Source organism: Echinimonas agarilytica (genome assembly GCF_023703465.1).
In the GTDB taxonomy this organism is placed as follows: Bacteria; Pseudomonadota; Gammaproteobacteria; order Enterobacterales; family Neiellaceae; genus Echinimonas; species Echinimonas agarilytica.
This window is the reverse complement of sequence record NZ_JAMQGP010000002.1, coordinates 303,873-326,278: the sequence shown is the minus strand read 5'-3', so window position 1 is coordinate 326,278 and position 22,406 is coordinate 303,873. Positions and strand designations below refer to the sequence as shown.

The 22,406-nt window shown below is 46.2% G+C and carries 11 protein-coding genes and 1 tRNA gene; 4 read left to right on the top strand and 8 right to left on the bottom strand.

Annotation, left to right across the window (positions count from 1 at the left end; translation table 11 throughout):
• From ispE to NAF29_RS05770, 3 genes are all read left to right on the top strand, one after another.
• Positions 1 to 849: a 4-(cytidine 5'-diphospho)-2-C-methyl-D-erythritol kinase gene (gene ispE, locus NAF29_RS05780; RefSeq protein ID WP_251260545.1), complete on the top strand. Its 849-nt coding sequence runs from the start codon at positions 1 to 3 to the stop codon at positions 847 to 849.
• Positions 850 to 855: 6 nt separating this feature from the next.
• A tRNA-Gln gene (locus NAF29_RS05775) sits at positions 856 to 930 on the top strand.
• 39 nt (positions 931 to 969) lie between these two features.
• Complete coding sequence (locus NAF29_RS05770; protein WP_251260544.1) at positions 970 to 1,914, top strand: ribose-phosphate pyrophosphokinase; 945 nt, start codon at positions 970 to 972, stop codon at positions 1,912 to 1,914.
• A gap of 73 nt (positions 1,915 to 1,987) precedes the next feature.
• Here the strand turns inward: NAF29_RS05770 and NAF29_RS05765 are convergent, their stop codons facing one another.
• The 7 genes from NAF29_RS05765 to NAF29_RS05735 all read right to left on the bottom strand — a co-directional run bounded on the left by NAF29_RS05765 (position 1,988) and on the right by NAF29_RS05735 (position 16,754).
• The gene (locus NAF29_RS05765; RefSeq protein WP_251260543.1) at positions 1,988 to 2,848 is read right to left on the bottom strand and encodes a thioredoxin domain-containing protein; all 861 of its coding nucleotides are present in this window, start codon (positions 2,846 to 2,848) and stop codon (positions 1,988 to 1,990) included.
• Positions 2,845 to 3,249: a hypothetical protein gene (locus NAF29_RS05760; protein ID WP_251260542.1), complete on the bottom strand. Its 405-nt coding sequence runs from the start codon at positions 3,247 to 3,249 to the stop codon at positions 2,845 to 2,847. Before NAF29_RS05760 ends, NAF29_RS05765 begins: the two co-directional genes overlap by 4 nt.
• A 9-nt stretch (positions 3,250 to 3,258) precedes the next feature.
• Complete coding sequence (locus NAF29_RS05755) at positions 3,259 to 10,734, bottom strand: Ig-like domain-containing protein (protein ID WP_251260541.1); 7,476 nt, start codon at positions 10,732 to 10,734, stop codon at positions 3,259 to 3,261.
• 100 nt (positions 10,735 to 10,834) lie between these two features.
• Positions 10,835 to 11,878 (bottom strand): hypothetical protein, encoded by a 1,044-nt coding sequence (locus NAF29_RS05750; protein ID WP_251260540.1) that lies wholly within the window; start codon positions 11,876 to 11,878, stop codon positions 10,835 to 10,837.
• Positions 11,879 to 11,905: 27 nt separating this feature from the next.
• A complete protein-coding gene (locus NAF29_RS05745; protein WP_251260539.1) occupies positions 11,906 to 12,409 on the bottom strand; it encodes a hypothetical protein in 504 nt (167 codons plus the stop codon).
• Between the two features lie 14 nt (positions 12,410 to 12,423).
• Positions 12,424 to 15,807 carry a carboxypeptidase-like regulatory domain-containing protein gene (locus NAF29_RS05740; RefSeq protein WP_251260538.1) on the bottom strand — a complete coding sequence of 1,128 codons (3,384 nt, stop codon included), beginning with the start codon at positions 15,805 to 15,807 and terminating at the stop codon, positions 12,424 to 12,426.
• Between the two features lie 194 nt (positions 15,808 to 16,001).
• Positions 16,002 to 16,754, bottom strand: a complete 753-nt coding sequence (locus NAF29_RS05735; RefSeq protein WP_251260537.1) for a PEP-CTERM sorting domain-containing protein — start codon at positions 16,752 to 16,754, stop codon at positions 16,002 to 16,004.
• Positions 16,755 to 16,975: 221 nt separating this feature from the next.
• On the opposite strand from NAF29_RS05735, the gene NAF29_RS05730 reads away from it, so the two are divergent.
• Positions 16,976 to 20,359 carry an FG-GAP repeat domain-containing protein gene (locus NAF29_RS05730; RefSeq protein ID WP_251260536.1) on the top strand — a complete coding sequence of 1,128 codons (3,384 nt, stop codon included), beginning with the start codon at positions 16,976 to 16,978 and terminating at the stop codon, positions 20,357 to 20,359.
• On the opposite strand, the gene NAF29_RS05725 is transcribed toward NAF29_RS05730, so the two are convergent.
• The gene (locus tag NAF29_RS05725; RefSeq protein WP_251260535.1) at positions 20,356 to 22,389 is read right to left on the bottom strand and encodes a multiheme c-type cytochrome; all 2,034 of its coding nucleotides are present in this window, start codon (positions 22,387 to 22,389) and stop codon (positions 20,356 to 20,358) included. The genes NAF29_RS05730 and NAF29_RS05725 overlap by 4 nt on opposite strands.
• Between the last annotated feature and the right edge of the window lie 17 nt (positions 22,390 to 22,406).

The following is a 22,406-nucleotide window of genomic DNA, read 5'->3' as shown; positions in this document are numbered from 1 at the left end:
ATGTTGAATTCAATCACTCTCCCGTCCCCTGCGAAATTAAATTTGTTTTTGCACGTGAATGGCCGTTTAGCCAACGGCTATCATGAGCTTCAAACTTTGTTTCAATTTATTGATTACAGCGACGAAATGAGCTTTGCCGTTCGGGATGATGGTAATGTTTGCCTCAACACCCCAATCGATGGTGTTGCAAACAATGACAATTTGATAGTCAAAGCAGCCCGCTTATTGCAGCAAAAAACGGGCTGCCAAAAAGGCATCGATATTGAATTAGTCAAACGCTTGCCCATGGGAGGCGGTATTGGCGGCGGAAGCTCGAATGCAGCAACCACGCTGATGGCTTGTAACCTGTTGTGGGCTTTAAATTTGAGTATTGAGGCATTAGCAAAAATTGGATTGGAACTCGGCGCCGACGTACCTATTTTCATTCATGGCAAAGCAACATTTGCTGAAGGCGTGGGCGAAAAATTTACTGATATGGAACCACCCGAGTGTACTTATTTGGTGATTCATCCTGGCGTTCATGTTGGCACCGTCGACGTATTTACGCATCAAGACTTACCCAGAGACACTCCCAAGTTAGCGCCCACTGACCTCGATATGACTAAAGTAGGCAATGATTGTCAACAAATTGTATGTGATACGCATCCACAAGTTGAAAAGGCCCTGAACTGGTTGGTAGAATATGCGCCGTCCAGAATGACGGGCACTGGGAGTTGTGTGTTTGCTGCGTTCGACTCAGCCTCACATGCTCATCAGGCACTGCTAAGATTACCAAGTTCAATGACAGGTTTTGTTTGTAAAGGTTGCAATATTTCTCCTTTGCATCAGGCTATAAAGTGCATCAAATAATTGTGATGGGGTATCGCCAAGCGGTAAGGCAGCGGGTTTTGATCTCGCCATTCCCAGGTTCAAATCCTGGTACCCCAGCCATTTCTGAAACCAGGCAACGACGACCCCGAGGTTAACATCGTGCCCGATATGAAGCTTTTTGCTGGTAACGCAACACCAGAACTCGCCCAGAAGATTGCCGACCGCTTGTACGTTCGGTTAGGCCAAGCCACCGTTGGTCGCTTCAGTGACGGCGAGATCGCCGTAGAGATTAAAGAAAACGTTCGTGGATTAGATGTCTTTGTTATTCAAAGCACATGTGCCCCAACAAATGACAATCTCATGGAGCTCATCGTCATGGTTGATGCCATGCGTCGCGCATCTGCCGGCCGCATCACCGCTGTGATTCCCTACTTCGGCTATTCACGCCAAGACCGCCGCGTTCGCTCAACTCGAGTGCCAATCACAGCCAAAGTGGTTGCTGATTTCCTTTCGAGTGTAGGCGTCGATCGTGTTTTAACAGTCGACTTGCATGCCGAGCAAATTCAAGGGTTCTTTGATGTGCCTGTGGACAACGTATTCGGCAGCCCTATCCTTCTCGAAGATATGCTGAGCCGCGACTTTGACAAACCTGTCATCGTTTCACCTGATATCGGTGGTGTTGTTCGTGCTCGCGCAGTTGCCAAACTGATGGACGATTGCGACTTAGCAATTATCGATAAGCGTCGACCTCGTGCAAACGTTAGCCAAGTGATGAATATCATTGGTGAAGTTTCTGGCCGAGACTGTATCTTAGTTGATGACATGATCGACACCGGCGGCACCTTAGCAAAAGCTGCTGAAGCGCTCAAAGAACAAGGCGCTAAGCGTGTGTTTGCTTACGCAACACACCCAGTTTTCTCTGGTTCAGCTGTTGCCAACTTAAAAGATTCTGTGCTCGATGAAGTGGTTGTGACCGATACAATTCCACTACATCCAGATATGGCTAAATTACCGATTGTTCGTCAATTAACCATGTCAGGTTTATTGGCTGAAGCCATTCGCCGCGTGAGTAACGAAGAATCAATTTCAGCCATGTTCAGGTAAATCGTACGACTTGCATTGTTGAAGCAAAAAGGCGCCATTCGGCGCCTTTTTAATGGTCATGATTTAACTCACGTTAACCAGCAGTGAGCCCTTGTAACGTATCAATCACATCAGCATGCAGGTAATACGCGTAACGCTCTGGTTGTATTACCATACCGTTAATTACCACTGTAGGTTGTTCGGTATTGGTCACATTCAACAGTAATCGAAGTTCAGAAGAAGCTTTCGCATGTATGTCCTGATCGCAAGCTGACGCCTCGCATTGTTCTCCTGCGATATACCAGTTATAACGTATATCGTTTTTCAATAGCGCTGCTACATCAACTTTATTTGGCCTTGAGGCCGGCATAAACACAATGGCATTGGCTAAGCCTTGGTGACCTTGCTGATCGATGCGAATGGGCTCATATCGACTCCAATCAAGCTGAACTGGCATAATGTTGCGGATGATATCTTTTTGAAAGCGTTCTAAAGATGACACATTAACGCGCTGCCCTCCAAAGTAATAAGACGGCACTGAGTTTGGGTCATAATTAGAGATCATTGCATCATTTAAAGTACGAAGCCTAAGCGTTTTACCCCCATCAGCATCGTTGCATAACACTGGCTGCCGATTAACCACGGCGGAAAATACATCCAGACTCAATGGATCTGAACATTCAAAAATATCATTCACTTTGGCAACGCTAGACGCACCCAAAATAGGTGACCAAAACATGAATACATTGAAGTCTTGATACCGTTCGAGGTTTTGCAACGCTTTAATGCAATACCCACAATTAGGGTCTTTAAACACCACAATACTGGGGGCATTTGGCTTCCAGGCTTCAATTAAGAACTCAGAATGCAACTCTTTGCTTGGGATCAACAACGGCTTGGCATATGTTTGAAAAATGGCTGCACAAAGGCAAACGACAGCCCATAACCGACTCACAGTTCACCACGCTTCATTTTTGCTAAAAGCGCTTTTTTTACATCTTCACCTGATTCTTTATAGTCGGCCTCAATGCGTTCACGCTGTTCAGGATCATCCAATACCTGATTGTACTCTTCAATCATTAATTGTGTTCCTTGCTCCGCTTGAGCCAGAAGTGCATCAGCATCAAAGTCCACTTCTACAGTTTGTTCAACTGTTGAGGGGTGAACTTCATGTCGATAATCAGGCAATGCCTCATCATCACCGTTGTCCAAGGCTTGCAACGTACTGCTCGCCGACGACTCCTGTGAAGGCTTTTGCTGAGCTTCGTCTGAAGACTGGCCTGCGAAGTAAAAGATACAAACGCCAGTGAATGCGATCGCTAATGCGAGCAGCCATTTGTTATTGAGCACAGTCATACCCACTCCTTATAACGACGTTGTTGTAAAAGATCGGCTAGTGCAACATGTTGTATTGCCGACACGATCAGGTACATAGCGCAGATAGATAGTAACCGATGTATTTTCCGGTAATGGATTGGTCGGTGTAAATGTCACTTCGTTTTCGATGACATTAAAGGTTCCATCATAATAATTAGAGCCACTATAAATTCGAATTTGAGCACTACTGACGTTCGCAGTGATGTCTCTAGTATCGAGACTATCATCAAATGTCATCACTATCGGCGTATTGAGCGGCTGGTCAACAGAGCGATGCTCCGGTGAAATCGAAACTAATTGAGGCGCTGAGTTATCCACTTCGCCCACAGCCGATGTCTCGAAGGTTACTGCTTGGCCCGTCAATGCATTGCCTGAGGCGTCACACACACCATCGATACTCAAGGTGTATTCAACTCCAGCCGCTAAATGCGCGCTCGGCGTAAACACAACATCAAGGCGATTTGAACTCAAACTCACCGTACCCGCAACCGCTCCTGCATTCCCGGTCAGCGTCACGGTATCGCTCGACACGCAATACGGTGCAAGCTCTTCATTAAAGCGAAGCTTCACTGGCGTGTTCACCGCCACTTCGGTGGTCTCAGCGCTTAAGTTCGTCACTAACACTTGCGGTGCTGCATCATCTTCTGCATCACCGGCAGTGAATGTGATGTTCTCGTATGAGCCCACACGATTGCCCGCTAAGTCCAACATAAACGTGCCGTAGTTTGCCAACGCCTGATAACGATGCCCAGCTTGGAGCAGCTCATCCGGTGTAAACGTCACCTGACGTCCATCCGCACTCAAACTCAGCGCTCCCGCAATGCGACGATTCTCGGTCAGGTTCGTCACGTAGTACGTATTGCTCACCAAGCTTGTGGGGTCGATGCGCTCACTGTACGTCGTGCTAATCACCGCGTTCAGTCCAACATCAACCGCGCCATGGCGAGGACTGTACTGTTGGCGGCTGCCGGTTAACACATCGATACCAAACTCAGTCGTGAAACGGATATCTATCGCTGAGTCTTGCTCGTTACCTGACAAGTCCGTTAATCCTCCGACATGCAACAGCACTTCGGTATCATTTGGCAACAAGGTTTTTGGAATCAATGTCAGTAAAGTGCGCGCGCTGTTGAAGCTCATGTTCACGGCTTGTTTCTCACCATTCACACTCACATAAACATCATCGAGCATCTGCTCATTCACCGCTTCATTCAGTTGGATACGCAAGCGAGCATTGATTGGCACGCCAGCCAGTCCATCAAAGACCGAGGTGCTCACCACTCGTGGCGCTTCCAAGTCTTCTTCAAGACTGGTGTAGAAGTAAAATGCATCGGCAGAATTCACATTGCCACTGATGTCCGTCACGCTCGACAAGTAAGCGTAATAGCGACGCCCTGCCGGTAACGGCTCTTCTGGCACCCAATGAATCGTTTGACCATCTGTATCCAGTGATACCTGACCTGCAACACGTACCCAGCCATTATCAACATCTTGCACATAAACCGTGGAGTTGCTTACTGAGACGGCATCAATGACTTCGTTCATCACCCATTTCACACTGCTATTCACAGCAACAGTGCTATTCGATACCGGACGATACGTGGCGTAGTTCGGTGTTTTCAAATCAGGGCTTTCGCCTGTGCTGAATGACACTTGATGATTGACTGCAAGGTTGCCAGAGAAGTCCTTCACTTCAGGAACTTCTTCTTGGTACGCCGTATTCGCAGCTAATGGCGAGTAACGGTGATACAAGATCTCTTGATTACTCGCGGCAAACGATACGCTCATTGACGATTCGCTCGCGAATGAAACAGGGTTAACCGCTTCGTCAAAACGAACATGATAGCGCGGGTTCAAGGCAACATTTGTCATCCCTTCGGCCGGGCTCATAGCAATCACCATCGGCTGCTGCAAGTCTTCAACAGCATCTGCGCCTGTGGTAAAGCTAAAGCTACGATTCCAAGTTTGACGGTCTCCGTCAGCATCCAGAATATTGCTCGATAAACTCACGTAGTGATACAAGTCGGCGGCCAGCAATGATAACGGCTTAATGTGAACCGTTTGACCATCCGCATCCAGTGAAATATCAGAAGCGATCACTGCACCTGTGTTGTCTCGTAAAACAATCAAGCTGTCGTTAATTGAATCTTCATCCATCAACTGGTTGTAACGTACCTGAATCGTTGGGTTCAACGAGACATTCTGGCTGCCGTTACTTGGAACATAAGCACTCGCGCTTGGACGCACGCCCGCCGTGGCAGCGCTCGTAGCCATGCGGAAATGACCTTGATACTGATTCACCGCATTGCCCGAGTCATCACGTGCCGTGCTGTCTAAATACACATGCACTAAGGCATTCTCAGCAAAAGCCTCATCTGGCGTAAATTCAATGGCTTGACCTTGAGCCGTCAACTCTAAACGGCCATTCACTATCACGCCATTTTCAGCCACATGGAACGCATCGTTCAATGTACTTTCATCCATCGGCTCTGAGGTGTACATCACGATACTATCCACCGACGGAACATTCGTCGCACCACTGTTTGGATACAAGCGAGACACGCTCGGACGGCTGGTATCTGTATCAACCACCGCGGTACTGAACAAACTCACATAGTCGCTCAGCGCGTTATTACTTAAGTCTTTCACGTTGTTCGTGGCAATCACTGACACCGATTGACCTGCAGGCCATGTGCCACGCAACGTCACCGTGCGAGCATCAGCTGAGCGATACACGCTTGGCGTTATAATGCTGCCGTTGCTGTACAACTTGAAGTTGTTGTTGGTCACTGTCGCGGCGTTTAACGATTCACTGAACGTCAGCACTATCGGTGTGTTCACACCAATATCCATCACCCCGTCACGCGGTGTAATCGATGTCACCATCGGTGCGTCCGTATCAAACTGTGCTTCGGTCTGGAAGTTGTAATTCCAGCAGCAACCTGAATTTCCAACCCTATCTTTAACGTGATAAACCTGCACATTAATGCGCGTATCACCCGGCAATACCTGGGCCGGAGTGAAGGTCATGACATTTTTATCAAACGCGTAATCACCCGCGATTTCGCCGCTTTGGCCGTTGGCGTAAATGCGAATAATCTCTGCCGCATTCGACACATCTAATGTTTCGCTAAAGGTCACTTCAATACGAGTTGAAACACTCACATCTTGGGAGCCTGATGACGGCACAATTGACAATACACGAGGTGTGGTCGTATCCATTTCGCCCACAGCCGATGTCTCGAAGGTTACTGCTTGGCCCGTCAATGCATTGCCTGAGGCGTCACACACACCATCGATACTCAAGGTGTATTCAACTCCAGCCGCTAAATGCGCGCTCGGCGTAAACACAACATCAAGGCGATTTGAACTCAAACTCACCGTACCCGCAACCGCTCCTGCATTACCGGTCAGCGTCACGGTATCGCTCGACACGCAATACGGTGCAAGCTCTTCATTAAAGCGAAGCTTCACTGGCGTGTTCACCGCCACTTCGGTGGTCTCAGCGCTTAAGTTCGTCACTAACACTTGCGGTGCTGCATCATCTTCTGCATCACCGGCAGTGAATGTGATGTTCTCGTATGAGCCCACACGATTGCCCGCTAAGTCCAACATAAACGTGCCGTAGTTTGCCAATGCCTGATAACGATGCCCAGCTTGGAGCAGCTCATCCGGTGTAAACGTCACCTGACGTCCATCCGCACTCAAACTCAGCGCTCCCGCAATGCGACGATTCTCGGTCAGGTTCGTCACGTAGTACGTATTGCTCACCAAGCTTGTGGGGTCGATGCGCTCACTGTACGTCGTGCTAATCACCGCGTTCAGTCCAACATCAACCGCGCCATGGCGAGGACTGTACTGTTGGCGGCTGCCGGTTTGTGTATCCGTGCCATCAGATGTGGTAAATCCGATCTCAGTGGGCACAGCAAGTAAGTTACCGCTCAGATCCGATAAACCATCCACTATTAGCGTGTAGTTAGTATTTGGCTCTAAGTTCAATTTAGGACTAATTGTTACTTGCTTAAGGTCATTGCTTGCTGATTGCGTTACCGCCACGGCAACACCATTGCTGAGTAATTCAATACTCTTAATTGAATAACTGTTAATGGCCTCATCAAAACGCACTTTCAACTTGGTATTTGTAGGAACTCCCGTTTGTCCGTCAGTCAACGTTGTTGAGGTTATTGTCGGAGCAACACCATCGGCTTCGAAGGCAGTGGTAAAGTAGTAACTGCGCGCCGACATTTGGTTGCCAAACAAATCACGAACTTCAGATGACAAATACACGCGATGACGTCGCCCGACTAAGAAAGCTGTATTCGGCGTAAAAGTGATCGACTGACTATCATCTTTGACATCGATCAGGCCTTCAATTCTCAAATTGGTCGAAGTATCGAGCACGTAAAATGAATCATTGGTAATCGTATCGGGGTCGATACGCTCGCTCATGGTCACAACCAATGCAGCATTCACAGGAACGTCAACTGAATTATTCACTGGGTTAATAGCCGCAACCGTCGGCCGAACAGTATCGACCGTATTGCCCGTTTCAAATTCGAAGCTGTAATCTTCAGCTAACTCGTTTCCTGCCGTGTCACGCACGCCAGAGACTGTGACGGTATATGGGGTGTAATCTGACAATAAACCGGAAGGTGTAAACAGCAACTGCTGATCGCCACCGATCAGTTTCACGGTTCCATCCACCGGTAATATGCCTTCTTCAAGCACCACGACCGAAGCGGCTCGAACCGATTTTTTAGTTAACACTTCAGAAAAACTAATCACGATAGACGTATTTTCAGGCACTTCTGTGGCATCGGCCGCAGGCTCTGTTAACGATACAACTGGCGCCGTCACATCCGGGTTCGTCGGATCTGTGCCATCGCGAACTTCATCGCCATCGTTAATACCATCGTCATCCGAATCTTCTTTATTTGGGTCGGTGCCGCGGGCAATTTCTTCACCGTCGTTTAATCCGTCAGAATCCGAATCAGGGTTTGCAGGGTCAGACAACCATGTTTGTATTTCTTCCTCATCGCCTAGGCCATCTGAATCTTCATCATTTTGAACTTCCAAAGTGATCAACGGAGTTTCAGTTTCTGTACCCGCTAAATCCAATGCAACCGCTCTAATACCGATGTGTTCATTATCTAACGGCACAGTGAACGGGATGGAATAAGGGAAGGTTGTATCCTGTGCAACTTTCTCTTCGTTCACGTAAAAATCGACACGAGCCACTGCGATATCATCTTGTGCATTGGCTGCAAGCGTAAGGCGAGCGCCCTCAACCGTCACGCCATCTTTTGCAGGAGCCGTCATGGTAATCGTGGGCGCGACACCATTTAAATCGCTTAACTCACGGTATTGAGCAATGAACAGCTTGCTGTCTCCGGAAGCTTTGTAATCACTGCTAACGACAAAACGCTCCTCGGTAATAAAGGCATGGGTGGCATCGAGCGCAAGACCTGTACCGGCATAGTCTCCCAAAGGACTCAAGTTAATGGTGTCTTGGAAGAATGGGTTTTCGGCGTCTTTGGTATTTACATAAGCCACAACATTTGGAAACAACTGTTCTGCAAAGAACACAAAGCCATTGGTCGCTGCAACATCACGCGGAACGAAGGTCCGATCCCCGCCTTTCAACTCTAAACTTCCATCATCACCGATCTTGTATACTCGGTAGCCCGTCGAATAAGCAGCAACGTAAATGTAACCGTTGTCGATAGTTACGTCTTTCACAGTACCAATATTCACGGCGGACAAACGAATCGGGTTGGTGACATCCTCGATATCAAATAAGGCCAACGATGTGCCGCCGACAGCGGCAAGGTATTTGCCTTCTACCGCAATTCCTTTAACGTCTGTGATTTGTTCAGAAGCCCCCACGCTGAAAGGCTTATTCTTGTTCGCAACATTGATAACTTCAAAACCAGAGCGGCCATCTGCAACAAAGGCAAAATCGTCCTTAATCGCTACATCTTGTGCAATATCAGCAGTATCAAGAACCGATAAAATAATGGGTGATTCCGGCTCTGAAATATCGATCAGCTGCAAACCTGATTCTCCGTCCGCCACATAGGCAACATCGCCTACCACTTTGACATCAATAGCAGTGCCGGATGTATCAACAGCCCCAACAATCGCAGGGTTCTTCCTGTCCCTTACATCTACAACTTGAAGACCTGCATTACCCGCTGCAACATAGGCCACATTGCCCTGAATATCGACGTTGTTGGCATAACCTGGAATCGCAAGCGCGGCCTGTGCAACTGGCTCAAATTCATTAATATTGACGTCTACAACAAATTGCTTGTCATCATTTGTCACGGTGATTTTGGTCGACCCTGATTGCCCTGCGAAAATCTGACCATCGGTCAAACCGAAGCTGGCAATACTGATATCGTCCACACTATAGCGTGTACCCGATGACTGGGAAGTCAGGTCAACTGCTGAGCCATCGAGCATGTAGCCTGTAACTGTTAATTGCCCGCTAGCTTCACCGTCAATTGCATTGTATGTAAGAAAAAGGTTTTCTGGCGCTGCAACGATAAAATCTAAATAATCAGCTAAATCACCACTGGTGGCATCGATCGGATTTGAACCACCTAAAATCTCAAGGCCATCTGAAATACCATCGCCATCTGAATCGGCAAGCAGTGGGTTGGTCACAAAACCATCGTCGCCAGCCTCCAGCTCTTCACGATCGTCGATACCATCGCCATCGCTATCTTTGTTAAACATGTCGGTACCCGCTAGATATTCATCAATTGCGGACAAACCATCTTTATCTTGGTCTTCTAATGCATCAATTGGATCATTTGGGTTTAAACCTAACTCGCGTTCCACTTCATCAGGAATACCGTCGCCATCCAGATCGCCGCCAATCGTCACAGCAACGCGTCGACTTGCTAACACGCCGTCTTTACGCGCACTCACCAAGGCTACACCATTTGACTGAGCCGTCACCACACCATTGGAATCCACCGTTACAATGGCGCTATTGGTGCTGGAATAATTGATACCTGTGTCACCCGAGGTCACATCCTTGACGCTCGAGTCGGCGTAAAAAGCAGTGACAGAGAGTTGGAATGTTTCATCAACTGCGCTAAGGGAAAGCGTCTCTGTTGAAGAAAAATGGAGCGACGTGGGAATGGGTTCTAGTGCTTCAAACTCAATATCACCAACTTTGGTGACGGCATTGCGAACAACGTTAAAGTAATCACTTTGTCCCGAGATGGTTCGACCATCATCGAGAATACAGGTTGCACGAGCTCGAATTTGTCCCATATTAGAGGGAACATTAGGAAGCGCCCAACCACCGTCTTCACTGACTTGAATGGTTCGGTTTAAGATGTTGATAACACACTTATCGTTGAGCGTAAAAGCGTGTGAACTCATGGTAAAAGTGGATAATCCAAGGCCTACAGCCATCATCCACTTCGACGTTCCTAATCCCTTATTCATCACTCGGTCCCTTTCCTTTGTCCTAGCAATTTGTTCTATCCGATCTAATCGATTAAACCCGATAGCTATAATTAATATTTTGTGACGACAACAATTCCTGTCACAAATAAGAAGCCGTATTAATGTGTGCTGCAAACTCTATGGTATTAATAAAGTTCCAAATCACATTTGGTTTCGTTGGTACAAATATTTTGTTGTCCAAAACAGGAACAAAAAACAACTCGCTTTGCCCTTCAGCGAGACGACCTTTACAAAGGTAAAAATCGCTCTCTGCTGATGGAATACGCCCTAACACGTTCACGTCTTCATAAGATGAAAAACGCAAATCAAATGCGCGTAATTGATAGTCCTGCACTCTGATATTCCCATTTGAATAGGAATAGCTTGGGATGAATTCAGATTCACCAGAGATGTTCCAATAGCGTTTCACATCGACTTTTTTTTCAGGTGCTTCTTGAGCTTTTTTAAGTGCTCTAAAATACAGATTAAGCACGAAATCTTTCCGCATTTCATCTTCCGATGAAAGTGAAAATACGTCACTCTCAAACGTGTAACTCACTTCTAGAGGGTTCGACGTTGAGCGTTTAGGAAAAGCAGTAAATTTTTTAAGCTTACTTTTGTCAACGGGCAGAGAGTTATTTTTGCCTGAGATCACATGTGAAACAGCTGACTCAAGTGGCGTAAAACGCAGCAGAAAATCGCTATACGTGCAGGTTCCCTTATTGCAATTAATCGCATCAAGCCATTGGTAATTTTTAGAACCCACAATCCAAGTCACGCTGTAAATAGAATAGGTTCCCCATGAGAACTGCTCATTCACGTTAACGTCAGTTAATTTTGAAAAGTTGTTATAGGGCGACTTTCCATCCTGAGCTTTATTTTCCAGGCGAATATAGCTGCCATCAGTTTTTGAAAAAAGAGACATCAGTTGCTTGATGTCATTTCTATAAGCCCAATAATAAAAATCATTCAATACAGCTAACGGCGAGGTATTCGCTTTGGATGAAAGTTTTCCAATCGAGATTTTCTCAGTGACCAACTCATTTTGGACTGACACCACTAACAACGGATTCCCTTTATTATCTTTTTCAATATATATATCGCCCGCAAATAAATTCGCAGAAAATAAAACAACAATTAGCATGCAAAGAGTTTTCATAGTTATCTCAAATTAATTGATTCGAGGCGCATGTCCGAAGCGACCTTCATATACAAGTTTGAACCTAGGTTCGACCTCAATAGGAACGCCCAAAATTTCCGAGAGCTTTACCCCATATTGATCTAGGTTCTTTTCATCTTTAGATGGAAAGTTACCCTTCAAAGCAATACGTCCAACGCCATCGCTCATTTCCGCCGTCACCGTCATCACAATGTTGCTTCCGCGCCCCTGAACATTTTGAGAGTCAACTCCTAAGCGAACACACTTGATGTTGTTATAAATCTTGGTGCGTTTTACCCCTGGAATACCAAGCGTTGAAATTATCTTACCCGGGCGCAGTTCAATCACCCATGACAGCAATATAAGAGACAACATCAACGCGCCCAATATTGTTGAAATAACAATGCCGGTTGTATTTAAGCTATCTGAGACCCACACCTTCCCGATGATAACGCTCAAAAAAAAAGCCCCGACAACTTTCAAGAATATAAACGACCGAGAATTAGAAATTTTCACGCTTAAACCTGTTACTAAATGCCTTCATACAAAACGAGTTCTTTTTTAATTTCTTCTTCGAAACTATAAAGGCCGACCGAACCACTCACTAATGCTCGAACAAGTAAACTGAACTTTCCGATATCCGCACTAATGTCTCCTGCTGGGCAAGACTCTCCGAGAAAGGTGTTACCTTTCAATTGAATTGCTAGGTTGCCTGTTGCTTCGGCACGTCCCCTTGCTGAAAATAATTCGATGTCACAATCTGAAGGAGTATCACAATATTCAACTTTACCGCTCACGTCTCCGATTGCCCCCACAGCTAGGTTAACGCCTGCTTGAATACTGACTTCAGAACAATCAGCCTCTTGGCAGGTTGAAACCTTTTCAGATTCGCCTTTTCCAGAGAGTGCAACAACTGCTTCACCTGCTAAAGGAGAAAGCACAACCTTCGCTTTCACCTGAAATCCAGCAAAATATTTAGGGCCAATATTCACGGCAATTCCCGCGCCTGCAGCTGTGATGGTCGCATTGCCGCCAACCTCCCCACCCGTTATTTGATATGGAACGGCGTTCAATCCTTTACTGCAATCTGTACAACAATGCTCGCCTTCAATGACATAGCCTGATATCGCAACGCCACCGTATGACATTACAACCTGAGGCACAGCGTTTACTTTGTCGACGAATCCAGAAATAATTTTGTCGAACCCAGCGGGCGCAGTCGTCGTGTACTTTTTAGTTACACTGCTTGCATCACAGTGGTTTCCACAAGAGCCCTTCTTGCAGGTATAGCAGGCTTTGGTTGTGTCTCCGCCGCTACACTTGGCACCTTCTTTGTCCTTATCAACAATTTTATCGCCGCCAGAGCAGGTACTACATTTCTTATCGTCTTCGCTGATATCGTTATCGTCAGGCACATCATGGACAGGCTTATCGCCCTCACACCCGGGTTTACGGCAATCGAACTGGACGTCATTTTGTGGAATATCGCCCGGCTCTGCGCGGTTACCTTTACAGAGATTTGTTTTACAGTCGCCTGGCGTTTGCTGATCGGCAGGACGTTCATTATTGTCTTGCGCAGGATCTCTAACGCACGAGCTACCTTCACACTTTTGACATGTAGGGCAGTTGTGAGCCGTGCCCGAGCCACCTGGCTGTGAACCACAATGCCAACCTGCTTTGACGACACCCACACCTGGATTTGACGACACGACCGAGCCATCCTCACTGACCGAACCTAGACCAATGGAAACAAATTCTTCTAAGTCATGGTCAAACGAATACATCTCAACTTGAGCACCCGGCGCATGACCGTCAACGTTCGGTAATGTCAGTTTTGCAGCTGGCGAGAATGTGGCGCCCACGGGTTGAATTGTTACAATAAATTGAGGCTGCATTCCATTTGGCGGCGCCATTGGAACTTTAGAGGCATTCACCGCTGTCACGGACACAATGCCTTCTCGGCTGCCATCAGGGAATGTGACTGAATCTTTGGCGACTTCCAACTTAAACCCTGGATAATTATCCAGCGTCAGCACAATATCTTCGCGCCCCGCCATTTTGCCGTTTAGCGTATCAAGCTTGACCATGTAAACAGGGCTAGACATTGGGTTATCAACACCGGCAACGGTCACTAGGTGATAACTCAATGTTGGAAATTCACCTCTGACCGTTGTGGTTGAGCCATCCACAATAATATGGACAGGGCCGACCGGCGCTTGTTCAATCACAAAGCGTCCTTGCGAATCGGTTAGCGCGAGACGGTCGGTATCTTCAATACGGACTGTTACGTTTGGAAGCGGTGTATCTTGGTTATCCAACACCACTCCAGAAACGCTGGTATTACCGGCATCAGCAGCGGCAAATGCTGTGGCTGAGAATCCAGCTAAGAGCTGCACGCCAATCGGAGAGTCAATTAAGATTGCCTCAACTTTCTGCGCATCTAAGCCTTCTAGCTCTCCCAACGTCAATTGTGCAGAAGCTCGGCCATCACTATCCGTGATAGTCTCAAAGCTTGACTCGCCGTTTTGGAAAACACCGTCGCCAGTAATCACTTCATAGCGAACGCGTGCCCCTTTCACCGTATTGGCACCGTTATCGGTCACCGCAACAACAAACGGCGCGGGCAACGCTTGATTCACCATGCCACGTTGATTGTTGCCCGAGTTCACGCTGATCTTGTCAGCGACAACACTGTTCGCCGAGGCATTAAAAATAACGTCATCGTCGTAGCCTACTGCTGCGGCTTTAACTTTGTGGTTGGATACACCGGTGCGAGCACCAAGCTGGAATTTTGTGCTTGCTAAACCGCTGTCGTTGGTTGATACAACAACCGCTCGACCAACATTCGGCGTATCAACACCGACGATGCCTGAGCCTTGCATCACTCGAAATACGATAGATTCGCCAACCACGGGTTCATCAGCATCATTCACCACCTGAACCGTTAAAGGCGTAGGTAAGATATCACCAATATTTGCGGTTTGATCTTGACCTGAAATGAGAACGAGGCGTCGTCCAAGCGGCTTTTTATACTGAACCGCAAAGGAGATAGAAGCACGGTTTCCGGTCTCATCGACACCTACAATTTCAACCGTATTCTGGCCTTCTGAAAGCTTTATATTTTGCGCGGAATAGCTTCGATTCGAAACTATAGCGTCAATACCGTTGACCTGAACTTTTGCTTGTTCAGATTCAATAGTCCCGCGAACAATGTCATTGACGAGTCCCGTCACTGTAATGGTTTCGGTATAGACGATTGCGCCATCTATATGCGAATCCACAGTTAAATAAGGCGGTGTCATATCCAACGACACTGAAATGGAGTCTGTAACTTGCTCACCGGCTGAAGTTGTTGCTCTGGCAACAATTGAATTGAACCCTTCCTCGAGCTCTACATCAGCCATAAACTGGCCGTTCGTATGACTCACGGGCACGCCATTTAAGGTTAACGCTGCAAGTTCATTATTGATTGTTCCGGAAACCGATACTGGTGATGTGCCCACCGTCAACAAGGTGTTTGGGGAGGTAATATCAACAATTAAACTCTTCGGTGGAGTTGGAATGTAAGCCTTGGCCTTCATGTCAAACGTCACTCGACCACCACCGGCAACGGTCACAGTACGAACTTGAGCGGACTCTCCGGCTTTCAGAGTTTGTGACGGCGTCACTAACATAAAATAGGATGTGCTTGACTCTTGGCCGTCTGCATCAGACAAGGAAACAGAAGCAGGGCTCAAATCGGTCACGAAAACTCGAACGGGGCCAGCAATATCAGCGTCACCGTTGTTTTTTAGTGTAATGTCAACTGTCGCATCAGGAGAGCGTCGATTTCGAGAAGGATTACTGAGGCTGACTTCAAGTTGTGAGTTTTCATCCCAGCCTTCAATCGCTTCGGCAGCATATGAAGTGGGCATGAACGGGCACAAACAGATAAGCACCAACCACAAAAACTTGTAGCTTGTTTGGAAAATGTTCAATTTTTCTCTCCATGTAAAGCGCCAGCCTAGGGCCGGCACCAACAGTCATCCTTAAGTCTGTTTAAGATATAAACAGTGACAATTTAAAGTAGTAAGTTTTAATGAATCAGCAACATCCAAATAGCTAATTATTATTTTTTAAACTTACGATTTCCAAAGACCAAAGACACCAACATCACCATAAACAGTGCAATCGTGCTGGGTTCAGAAACAGGAACTGGGCCCACAATAGACTTTAGAAAAGCCACATTATCGAGTCCAAATTTGCTATTAAAGCCGTCATTCTCATCACTCACTTCAAATGAAAGCGCAACGCTTCGACCAATCAAGCTGGTAATATCGACCATAAAAGAAGTTTGTACTGAGGTGACATCGAAGGGGGCCAAATACAAATCGTAATTAAAGTCGAATGCGTCATAAATTATCAAACTGATAGAGTCATCGAAGCTTGCAGCGCCTGTTTCAGAGGCATCAACGTCTGCTGATATTTGCCACAAATCGAAGGTTAGATATTCATAATCAGCCGCAATCAGCAGAGCGTCATTAAACGAGAAACTTCCGTCGTCACCTTGAACAAGAATGGACGAAAAAGGAGAGACCCCACTACCTGACTGCAAGTAAGCAGCACCGCCTTCAGAGCCCACAGTTCCCGTTGAGCTGGCGTCATTCCAACCATCTAAACCAGAAGAAAAATCACCATTGGTAATCACTGAAGCGTGAAGCACTCCACAAAACAGCATGGTTTGGAAGGCGATAAGAACCGCCAAAATATTTTTTGGTAGGTTTGCCATAAAGCAATACATCCCTGTCATTCTATTAAAAGTCAGCTTTGCAAAGCGCTGCAAAACAAAAATTCCCAGTGCTGTTGACGCACTTTGAGGCATTCAATGCTCCAGAACATACCTCTTACTTTGGCGAAATATAGCACGGACCGATGAGAATACAATCAATTCTTATGTGTTTTTGTGCTATCAATAAAGTAAATGCTCGAGCGTAATCTTACGAATAAATAGTGACAGTAAAGTGGTTGTTTTATGAACATTAAAAAACGCTTGTGTGGTTAAAGCTTTTTTTAATAGGCGCATTCCGTTACTTTACTGAGCTCATGGAAGATTCAAGTGAAGGCCAAGACGTGACTCAGCTATTCAACAAAAACCACACCTTATTTTGGCTACCCATTGCTGCAGTTTTGGTCACTTTTTTCGTGGTGCAACAACTTGATAAAAGTTCGGTTCAAACAGAGCCTTCAGATCCAATCTCTGTTTCAACAAACTCAGTCCCTACGGCCAAGTTCATTGAGTCTTCGGTCTCCAAAGGCATTGCTTTTAAGCACGAGCACAGAGCCGCAGAAATCGCGGGGTTGAAGGACACATTCGGTAGCGGCGTTTGTGCTCTCGACTTCAATAATGATGGTTTTGAAGATTTATTTATTGTTGGGGGCAAAGGCCAAACTCGGCGCTACGGTAAACAACATTGGTGGAACCAAAAACAAGGCTCCAAGCTATATCAAAATGTGGGCGGCTCTTACTTTACCGATGCCACAGAAAAATTATCGCAATCACAAATAATTGAGGGATATGGTTGTGCCGTAGGCGATTTCAATCAAGATGGATTCGCTGATCTGGTGCTGACTCAGCAAGGGCAGCTGACGATTTTTAGCAACGATGGCACGCCAACGTTCCATGCCATCACAATTCCATTGAAAAACAGCCAAACTTGGCCTTTGTCGGCCACAGTTTGGGATGGTAATAACGATGGAATTGACGACCTCATCATTTCCAATTTCGCAGAATTTTCCAACGACCTGAAAGTTGGAGCGCAAGAATATGGATACCAACGACATTCGCAGTTCGACACCCGCAATTATTCTGGCCAACAAAATCAAATATTGCTCAGCCCTGAGAAAGGATTCAGTCCCCAAAATACTGGCAACCTTGAGTCGCTCGACTCATTTGATCGTACCTTGTCCATTGTTCCTATTTCACAACTCAGCGGAGCCCAACACATCGACTCGCAAGAATCGGGGTTATACGTAGCCAACGCTGCAGGGTCGAATTCATATGTTCAAAATGGCGATTCTATTGCATCATTGTATAAGCCCAATTTCTTGCGGAAACTGCTCCAAACAATTAAAACTCCAATTGTACAAGCTTCCCAAATTCACTGGGCAGGGTCTCCTTCGGTGATTCTGACTCAACATGAATTTGGCGGCACTCAACTATACGATTTGGGCGCTCAATCAAAAGCCGATCTTTCGTGGAACACCCAGCTCAATACTGATCTCGACAACGCCACTCAGTCATGGGCAACTCTAATTTCAGATTTGAATAATGATGGTATCGAAGATGTTGTATTTAGCCGCGGATTTACCAGTCGTCATATCGATAGCCCATACAAGCCTCAAGGCAGTTTAAATACCGTTAAACTCCAAACCGAAAGCGGCCAGTTTGATTCTCAAAACGCAACACTTTTACCGGCACTCAAACGTTCTTCGCGCGGCGCGGCGCTCGCTGATTTCAATAACGATGGGCTCATTGACATTGCGTTCAACAACAATAATGGTTTCTTTTCCTTATACGTAAATCATTCGCCAACACGAAACTGGGTTTCTTTCGCTTGCACTCCAATGTTTGCCTGTGAAGGGAGTACTTGGCATTTAACATACGAACTCGCTAACGTCACTCAAAAGCGATCAAAAACAGCGCTCTATTCTAAGCCTCAACCATTCCTATCATCCAACCAAAAGCGAGTTCATTTTGCGTTTTATGCCCCCCCTCAGAACCTCACATTAAATGTGTCATTAAAAAACGGTAAGCAACTTAGCTTCGCTAAGCTGGAGCGCAACAAAATTCATGCCGTAAACGTCAATTCTGCGTCGCTCAAAATAGTGAATCAAAGTCATCACCTGAGAGCTTCAGAAACGCCCTCGCTTGCTTCCCTTGTGAATGCAGGTCACTCGCAGTTGTTTGGTTATCTCGCTCAACGTCCTCATATTTCTAATGATGAACTCATTCAGCTCACACAATATCTAATCGACTATAAACTCAACAATAAACACTTATCGGTTTCCAATACGCCAGTCATTCAGGTTCTTACAAGCTGGGTTATCGAACAGGCAATGCTCAACAACCCTCAATTTTCTCCTCCACCATTAATGGCCAATATTATTCGGCTCATGGGAGGCACTGAAAGTAGCCTTTATGTGGACTACATGGAGGTATTGATAGCACGTCTCTCGCACAGCAACTTTTGTGCTCTGACACAGGAATTGAATTACTGGTTTTGGGAAGAAGAAGTTGCTCCTAAAACCAAACAGTTATTAAAAGCACCTCTTGTTCACAAGGTGCTCAATAGCGATTCAATTGACGTCATTGAGTGCGGTTTACACGCACTTGCAGCAAGCGAAGATCCAACCATTGGTGAGTCGTTGTTGCCACTGTTAGCACAGCAAAAAAGTTCAGATCAACGTCGAACGACGGCATCAACCATTCGCGCTCTCGGCTTTTTGAAGTATACAAAGTCGACGGAACACGTTCGTTCAACATGCGAAAAGGCATCAGATGCCATCATCAAGGCTGAGTGCTTAGTCACTTTGTCCAAATTTGGCTTTGATTTTCAACATTTCAATATGACGATCAGTGCAGATGATCGCAACGTTTTTGCACTCCATGAAGACAGGGTGATTATCGACAACCTAGCTTTCAGTCGCACTGCTGCTGAGCAGAACACTCACAAATCAGCTCTCACTGAATATGAACATTCAGCCTTGACGTCACACGCACAGCTTGCGCACTTGTACGCTCTATCGAGCGCCAGCACTGCCACGAAAAAGCGCCTTGCGCTTGCCCAAGCAGACACTCTGCCAGATGCGCAGCAATCACATTTAGCGATCCGCTGGCATCAAGTTTATAGAACTACCATTGATGACTATGCCGATACTTGGATTGAACTTGGCAGCAAAGCCGATTGGCTTCTGCCCTACTTTTCGAGCAAAGTTCTTGCACAATTAATCAACCAAGTAGGACGTCAAGAATTGCCGATAAAAACAGCCTATGAGGTTGCTTACCAATGCTCAATTCGACCCACTTTACGAGCACTATGTGATGAACAACTTTCCATTCAGCCCACGTTATCGCAGGCTCAGTTAGAAGAAGCCTTAGCGACTTTCCCTCAGGGAGTCACGTATGTCTTAATGTCTTCAAATCAGGTTTCAAAAAATATCTTGATTCAGAAGCTCTATCAACTGAACAAACAGTGGATTCAGCCGTTGGCTACCGAACAAAAACACCTTGAATATGTCAGTCAGCTGTTGCGCTTGAACTCCAACTATCGTTCAATCCCACCGGTTCAAGTGGATGCTAATTGGTTGGAAAAATTCATTCAAAATGCAGTGCAAAACAATGCAACGCTCAACAAGCAATGGCTCTTGCAGCACCAACATTTAATGACGCAGCAAACACAAGCGTACGCACAGATGATAGGTATTTAATGGGATTGATGAGTGCTTGGCGTTTTAAGCAGCGGTACACTGATACTGTCACGCGCGATATCCACGATAGGATTACTCAATAAATGTTGGTCTTGCCTAACCCAGTTGATGTAACGCTGATTAAACTTACGGAAACGCAAAGTTGCTGTAATGGTTAATGGCGACGTCGCCCAGTCAGGAACTGCCACCTCATATTCAACAATATCCGTTGTTCCCGACGGGATCACATTCACGTAGCTTCGGCCCACCATGTTAAACAAGTCATGTCGCCAAACTTCTTTTCCGTAGCGATCAATCGCGACCTCTTTATAGACGGTTGCGTTTTGTTCGATGCTTCCGTCTTCAAGCAAATCACCACTGGTAAGAATAAGCTTCTGATTTCCGTCATAGACTTTCAGGTCAATCCAAGCTTCATTTAAGTCAATTGTTCCGCCAGGAAAGTGATGACCCACGCCCTGATTACTAAGCAACAATGTAATTTGAGTGGTGCTACCGCGATACATCCCTACGGGGTATTTTTGTTGTGAGCGAATGTCTGATGAAACAAACAAGTCACTTTGCTTCGCAAATTTGTCTTCGGGTGGGTCGATAGTCAATTCAATTTTATCGCGCTGTAAAAACTCCGTTGTTAGTTCAAAGAGTTTCTCATTCCCAAAGTGTTTGGCCAACGCAACATTGGCTCCCACAAAGTAATGAGATTTGATGTTGCCATCCGCATCTGTTGCCATACCATGCCCTTGCACCATAGGCATATGACAATCTTGACACTGCTTGTTATTTGGATGTGAGAAGCGTGAATCTTTCGGTTTATTGAACTTGCTTTCAGCCCATGCAAGAAGCTCATCTTGCATTTTTACCCATCCCCAATTGTTCATCGACTTATCCATAAATTGAGTATGACAGGTACCACAATATTCCGATGTTCCCATCACACTTGGGCGAAGCTCTTGAGAGTGAAGTTGAGGCTTGAGGCGAATGGCTTGTTCATTCAACGCAGATAGCGGCCAAATTTGGCTATGCTCAAACAAATAATTTGAGCGCTCTTTAAACATATAGCTCGCGACGCCTTCGGAGCCAGTCAGCTCAGCCATACCATGACAAGACATGCAGCTAATCCCTTCTTGGTTTGCAACAGTGCCCGATACACCACCATGCTGGCCACCTTCTGTCAGCGTCCCCGACAAAAGTGCAATGGGCGCGTGGCACCCTTCGCAGTATCGCGTGGCTGATATCCCTTTATTTTGTTCCAGTAAGTTAATGTTTCTAACATAGGTTGGATCATTGGCTGCATGGCGATGAGCCGAGGCAAGCCACTGCTCGCCAATAGTTTGGTGACACTCAATGCAGCGTGCAGAACCTGCAATGTCTCGCTGAGCTACAAATTTTCCTGACGCGGTTTGCGTTAAACTTGGACTAAATGGATGTTCTCCATAGTCATCACTGTATTGCTGATGTAAATCGGCATATTGGGAGTCTTCCGAGACGATAGACGCATCCAGAAACAACAATGATACGGACGCACCCGCCGCCACCAATAAAGCCACCAAAATAGGTTTTATAATAGCCACGTCCAATGTGACAAAACGAGAAGGTACCGCAGCGCGCCTTCGCTGAGGAAAACTAAAGTAGTGATGCCCAATGTGGAAAATCAGCAATACTGAAAACAACAATGCTATCCAGTTATGAGAGTCAAAAACCCATGCATAGCGAGCAACAACGCCTAGGTAAGCCAAGGCAAAACCTGTGGCAATCAAATAGCAAAAACCAAAAAATAAAAGCCCGCCCACAAAAATAACCGATGCACGTCGAAACCCTACGGTTCGTTGAAAATGGGAAAAACTATAGGTAGCAAAAATACCCGTGATACCAATCCCAGAGACTAAATGCAGCAAGGATAAAGTTTGCGACAATAATGGTGGTATACCTGCAATAAGCCACGGCACTATCCCCGTGACAAACAACACAAAAAATAGTGCGGTAAACCAATGCAACAAGCCTATTTCACGTTGATTTTTGTTGGGTTTAGTCATTACTTTGTAGCCTAACC

Excerpts from the sequence above, each read along its gene's own strand:
- ispE (WP_251260545.1), top strand. The coding sequence starts at position 1 with ATGTTGAATTCAATCACTCTCCCGTCCCCTGCGAAATTAAATTTGTTT.
- NAF29_RS05760 (WP_251260542.1), bottom strand. The coding sequence starts at position 3,249 with ATGACTGTGCTCAATAACAAATGGCTGCTCGCATTAGCGATCGCATTC.
- NAF29_RS05755 (WP_251260541.1), bottom strand. The coding sequence starts at position 10,734 with ATGAATAAGGGATTAGGAACGTCGAAGTGGATGATGGCTGTAGGCCTT.
- NAF29_RS05750 (WP_251260540.1), bottom strand. The coding sequence starts at position 11,878 with ATGCTAATTGTTGTTTTATTTTCTGCGAATTTATTTGCGGGCGATATA.
- NAF29_RS05740 (WP_251260538.1), bottom strand. The coding sequence starts at position 15,807 with ATGCCCACTTCATATGCTGCCGAAGCGATTGAAGGCTGGGATGAAAAC.
- NAF29_RS05735 (WP_251260537.1), bottom strand. The coding sequence starts at position 16,754 with ATGCCTCAAAGTGCGTCAACAGCACTGGGAATTTTTGTTTTGCAGCGC.
- NAF29_RS05730 (WP_251260536.1), top strand. The coding sequence starts at position 16,976 with ATGGAAGATTCAAGTGAAGGCCAAGACGTGACTCAGCTATTCAACAAA.
- NAF29_RS05725 (WP_251260535.1), bottom strand. The coding sequence starts at position 22,389 with ATGACTAAACCCAACAAAAATCAACGTGAAATAGGCTTGTTGCATTGG.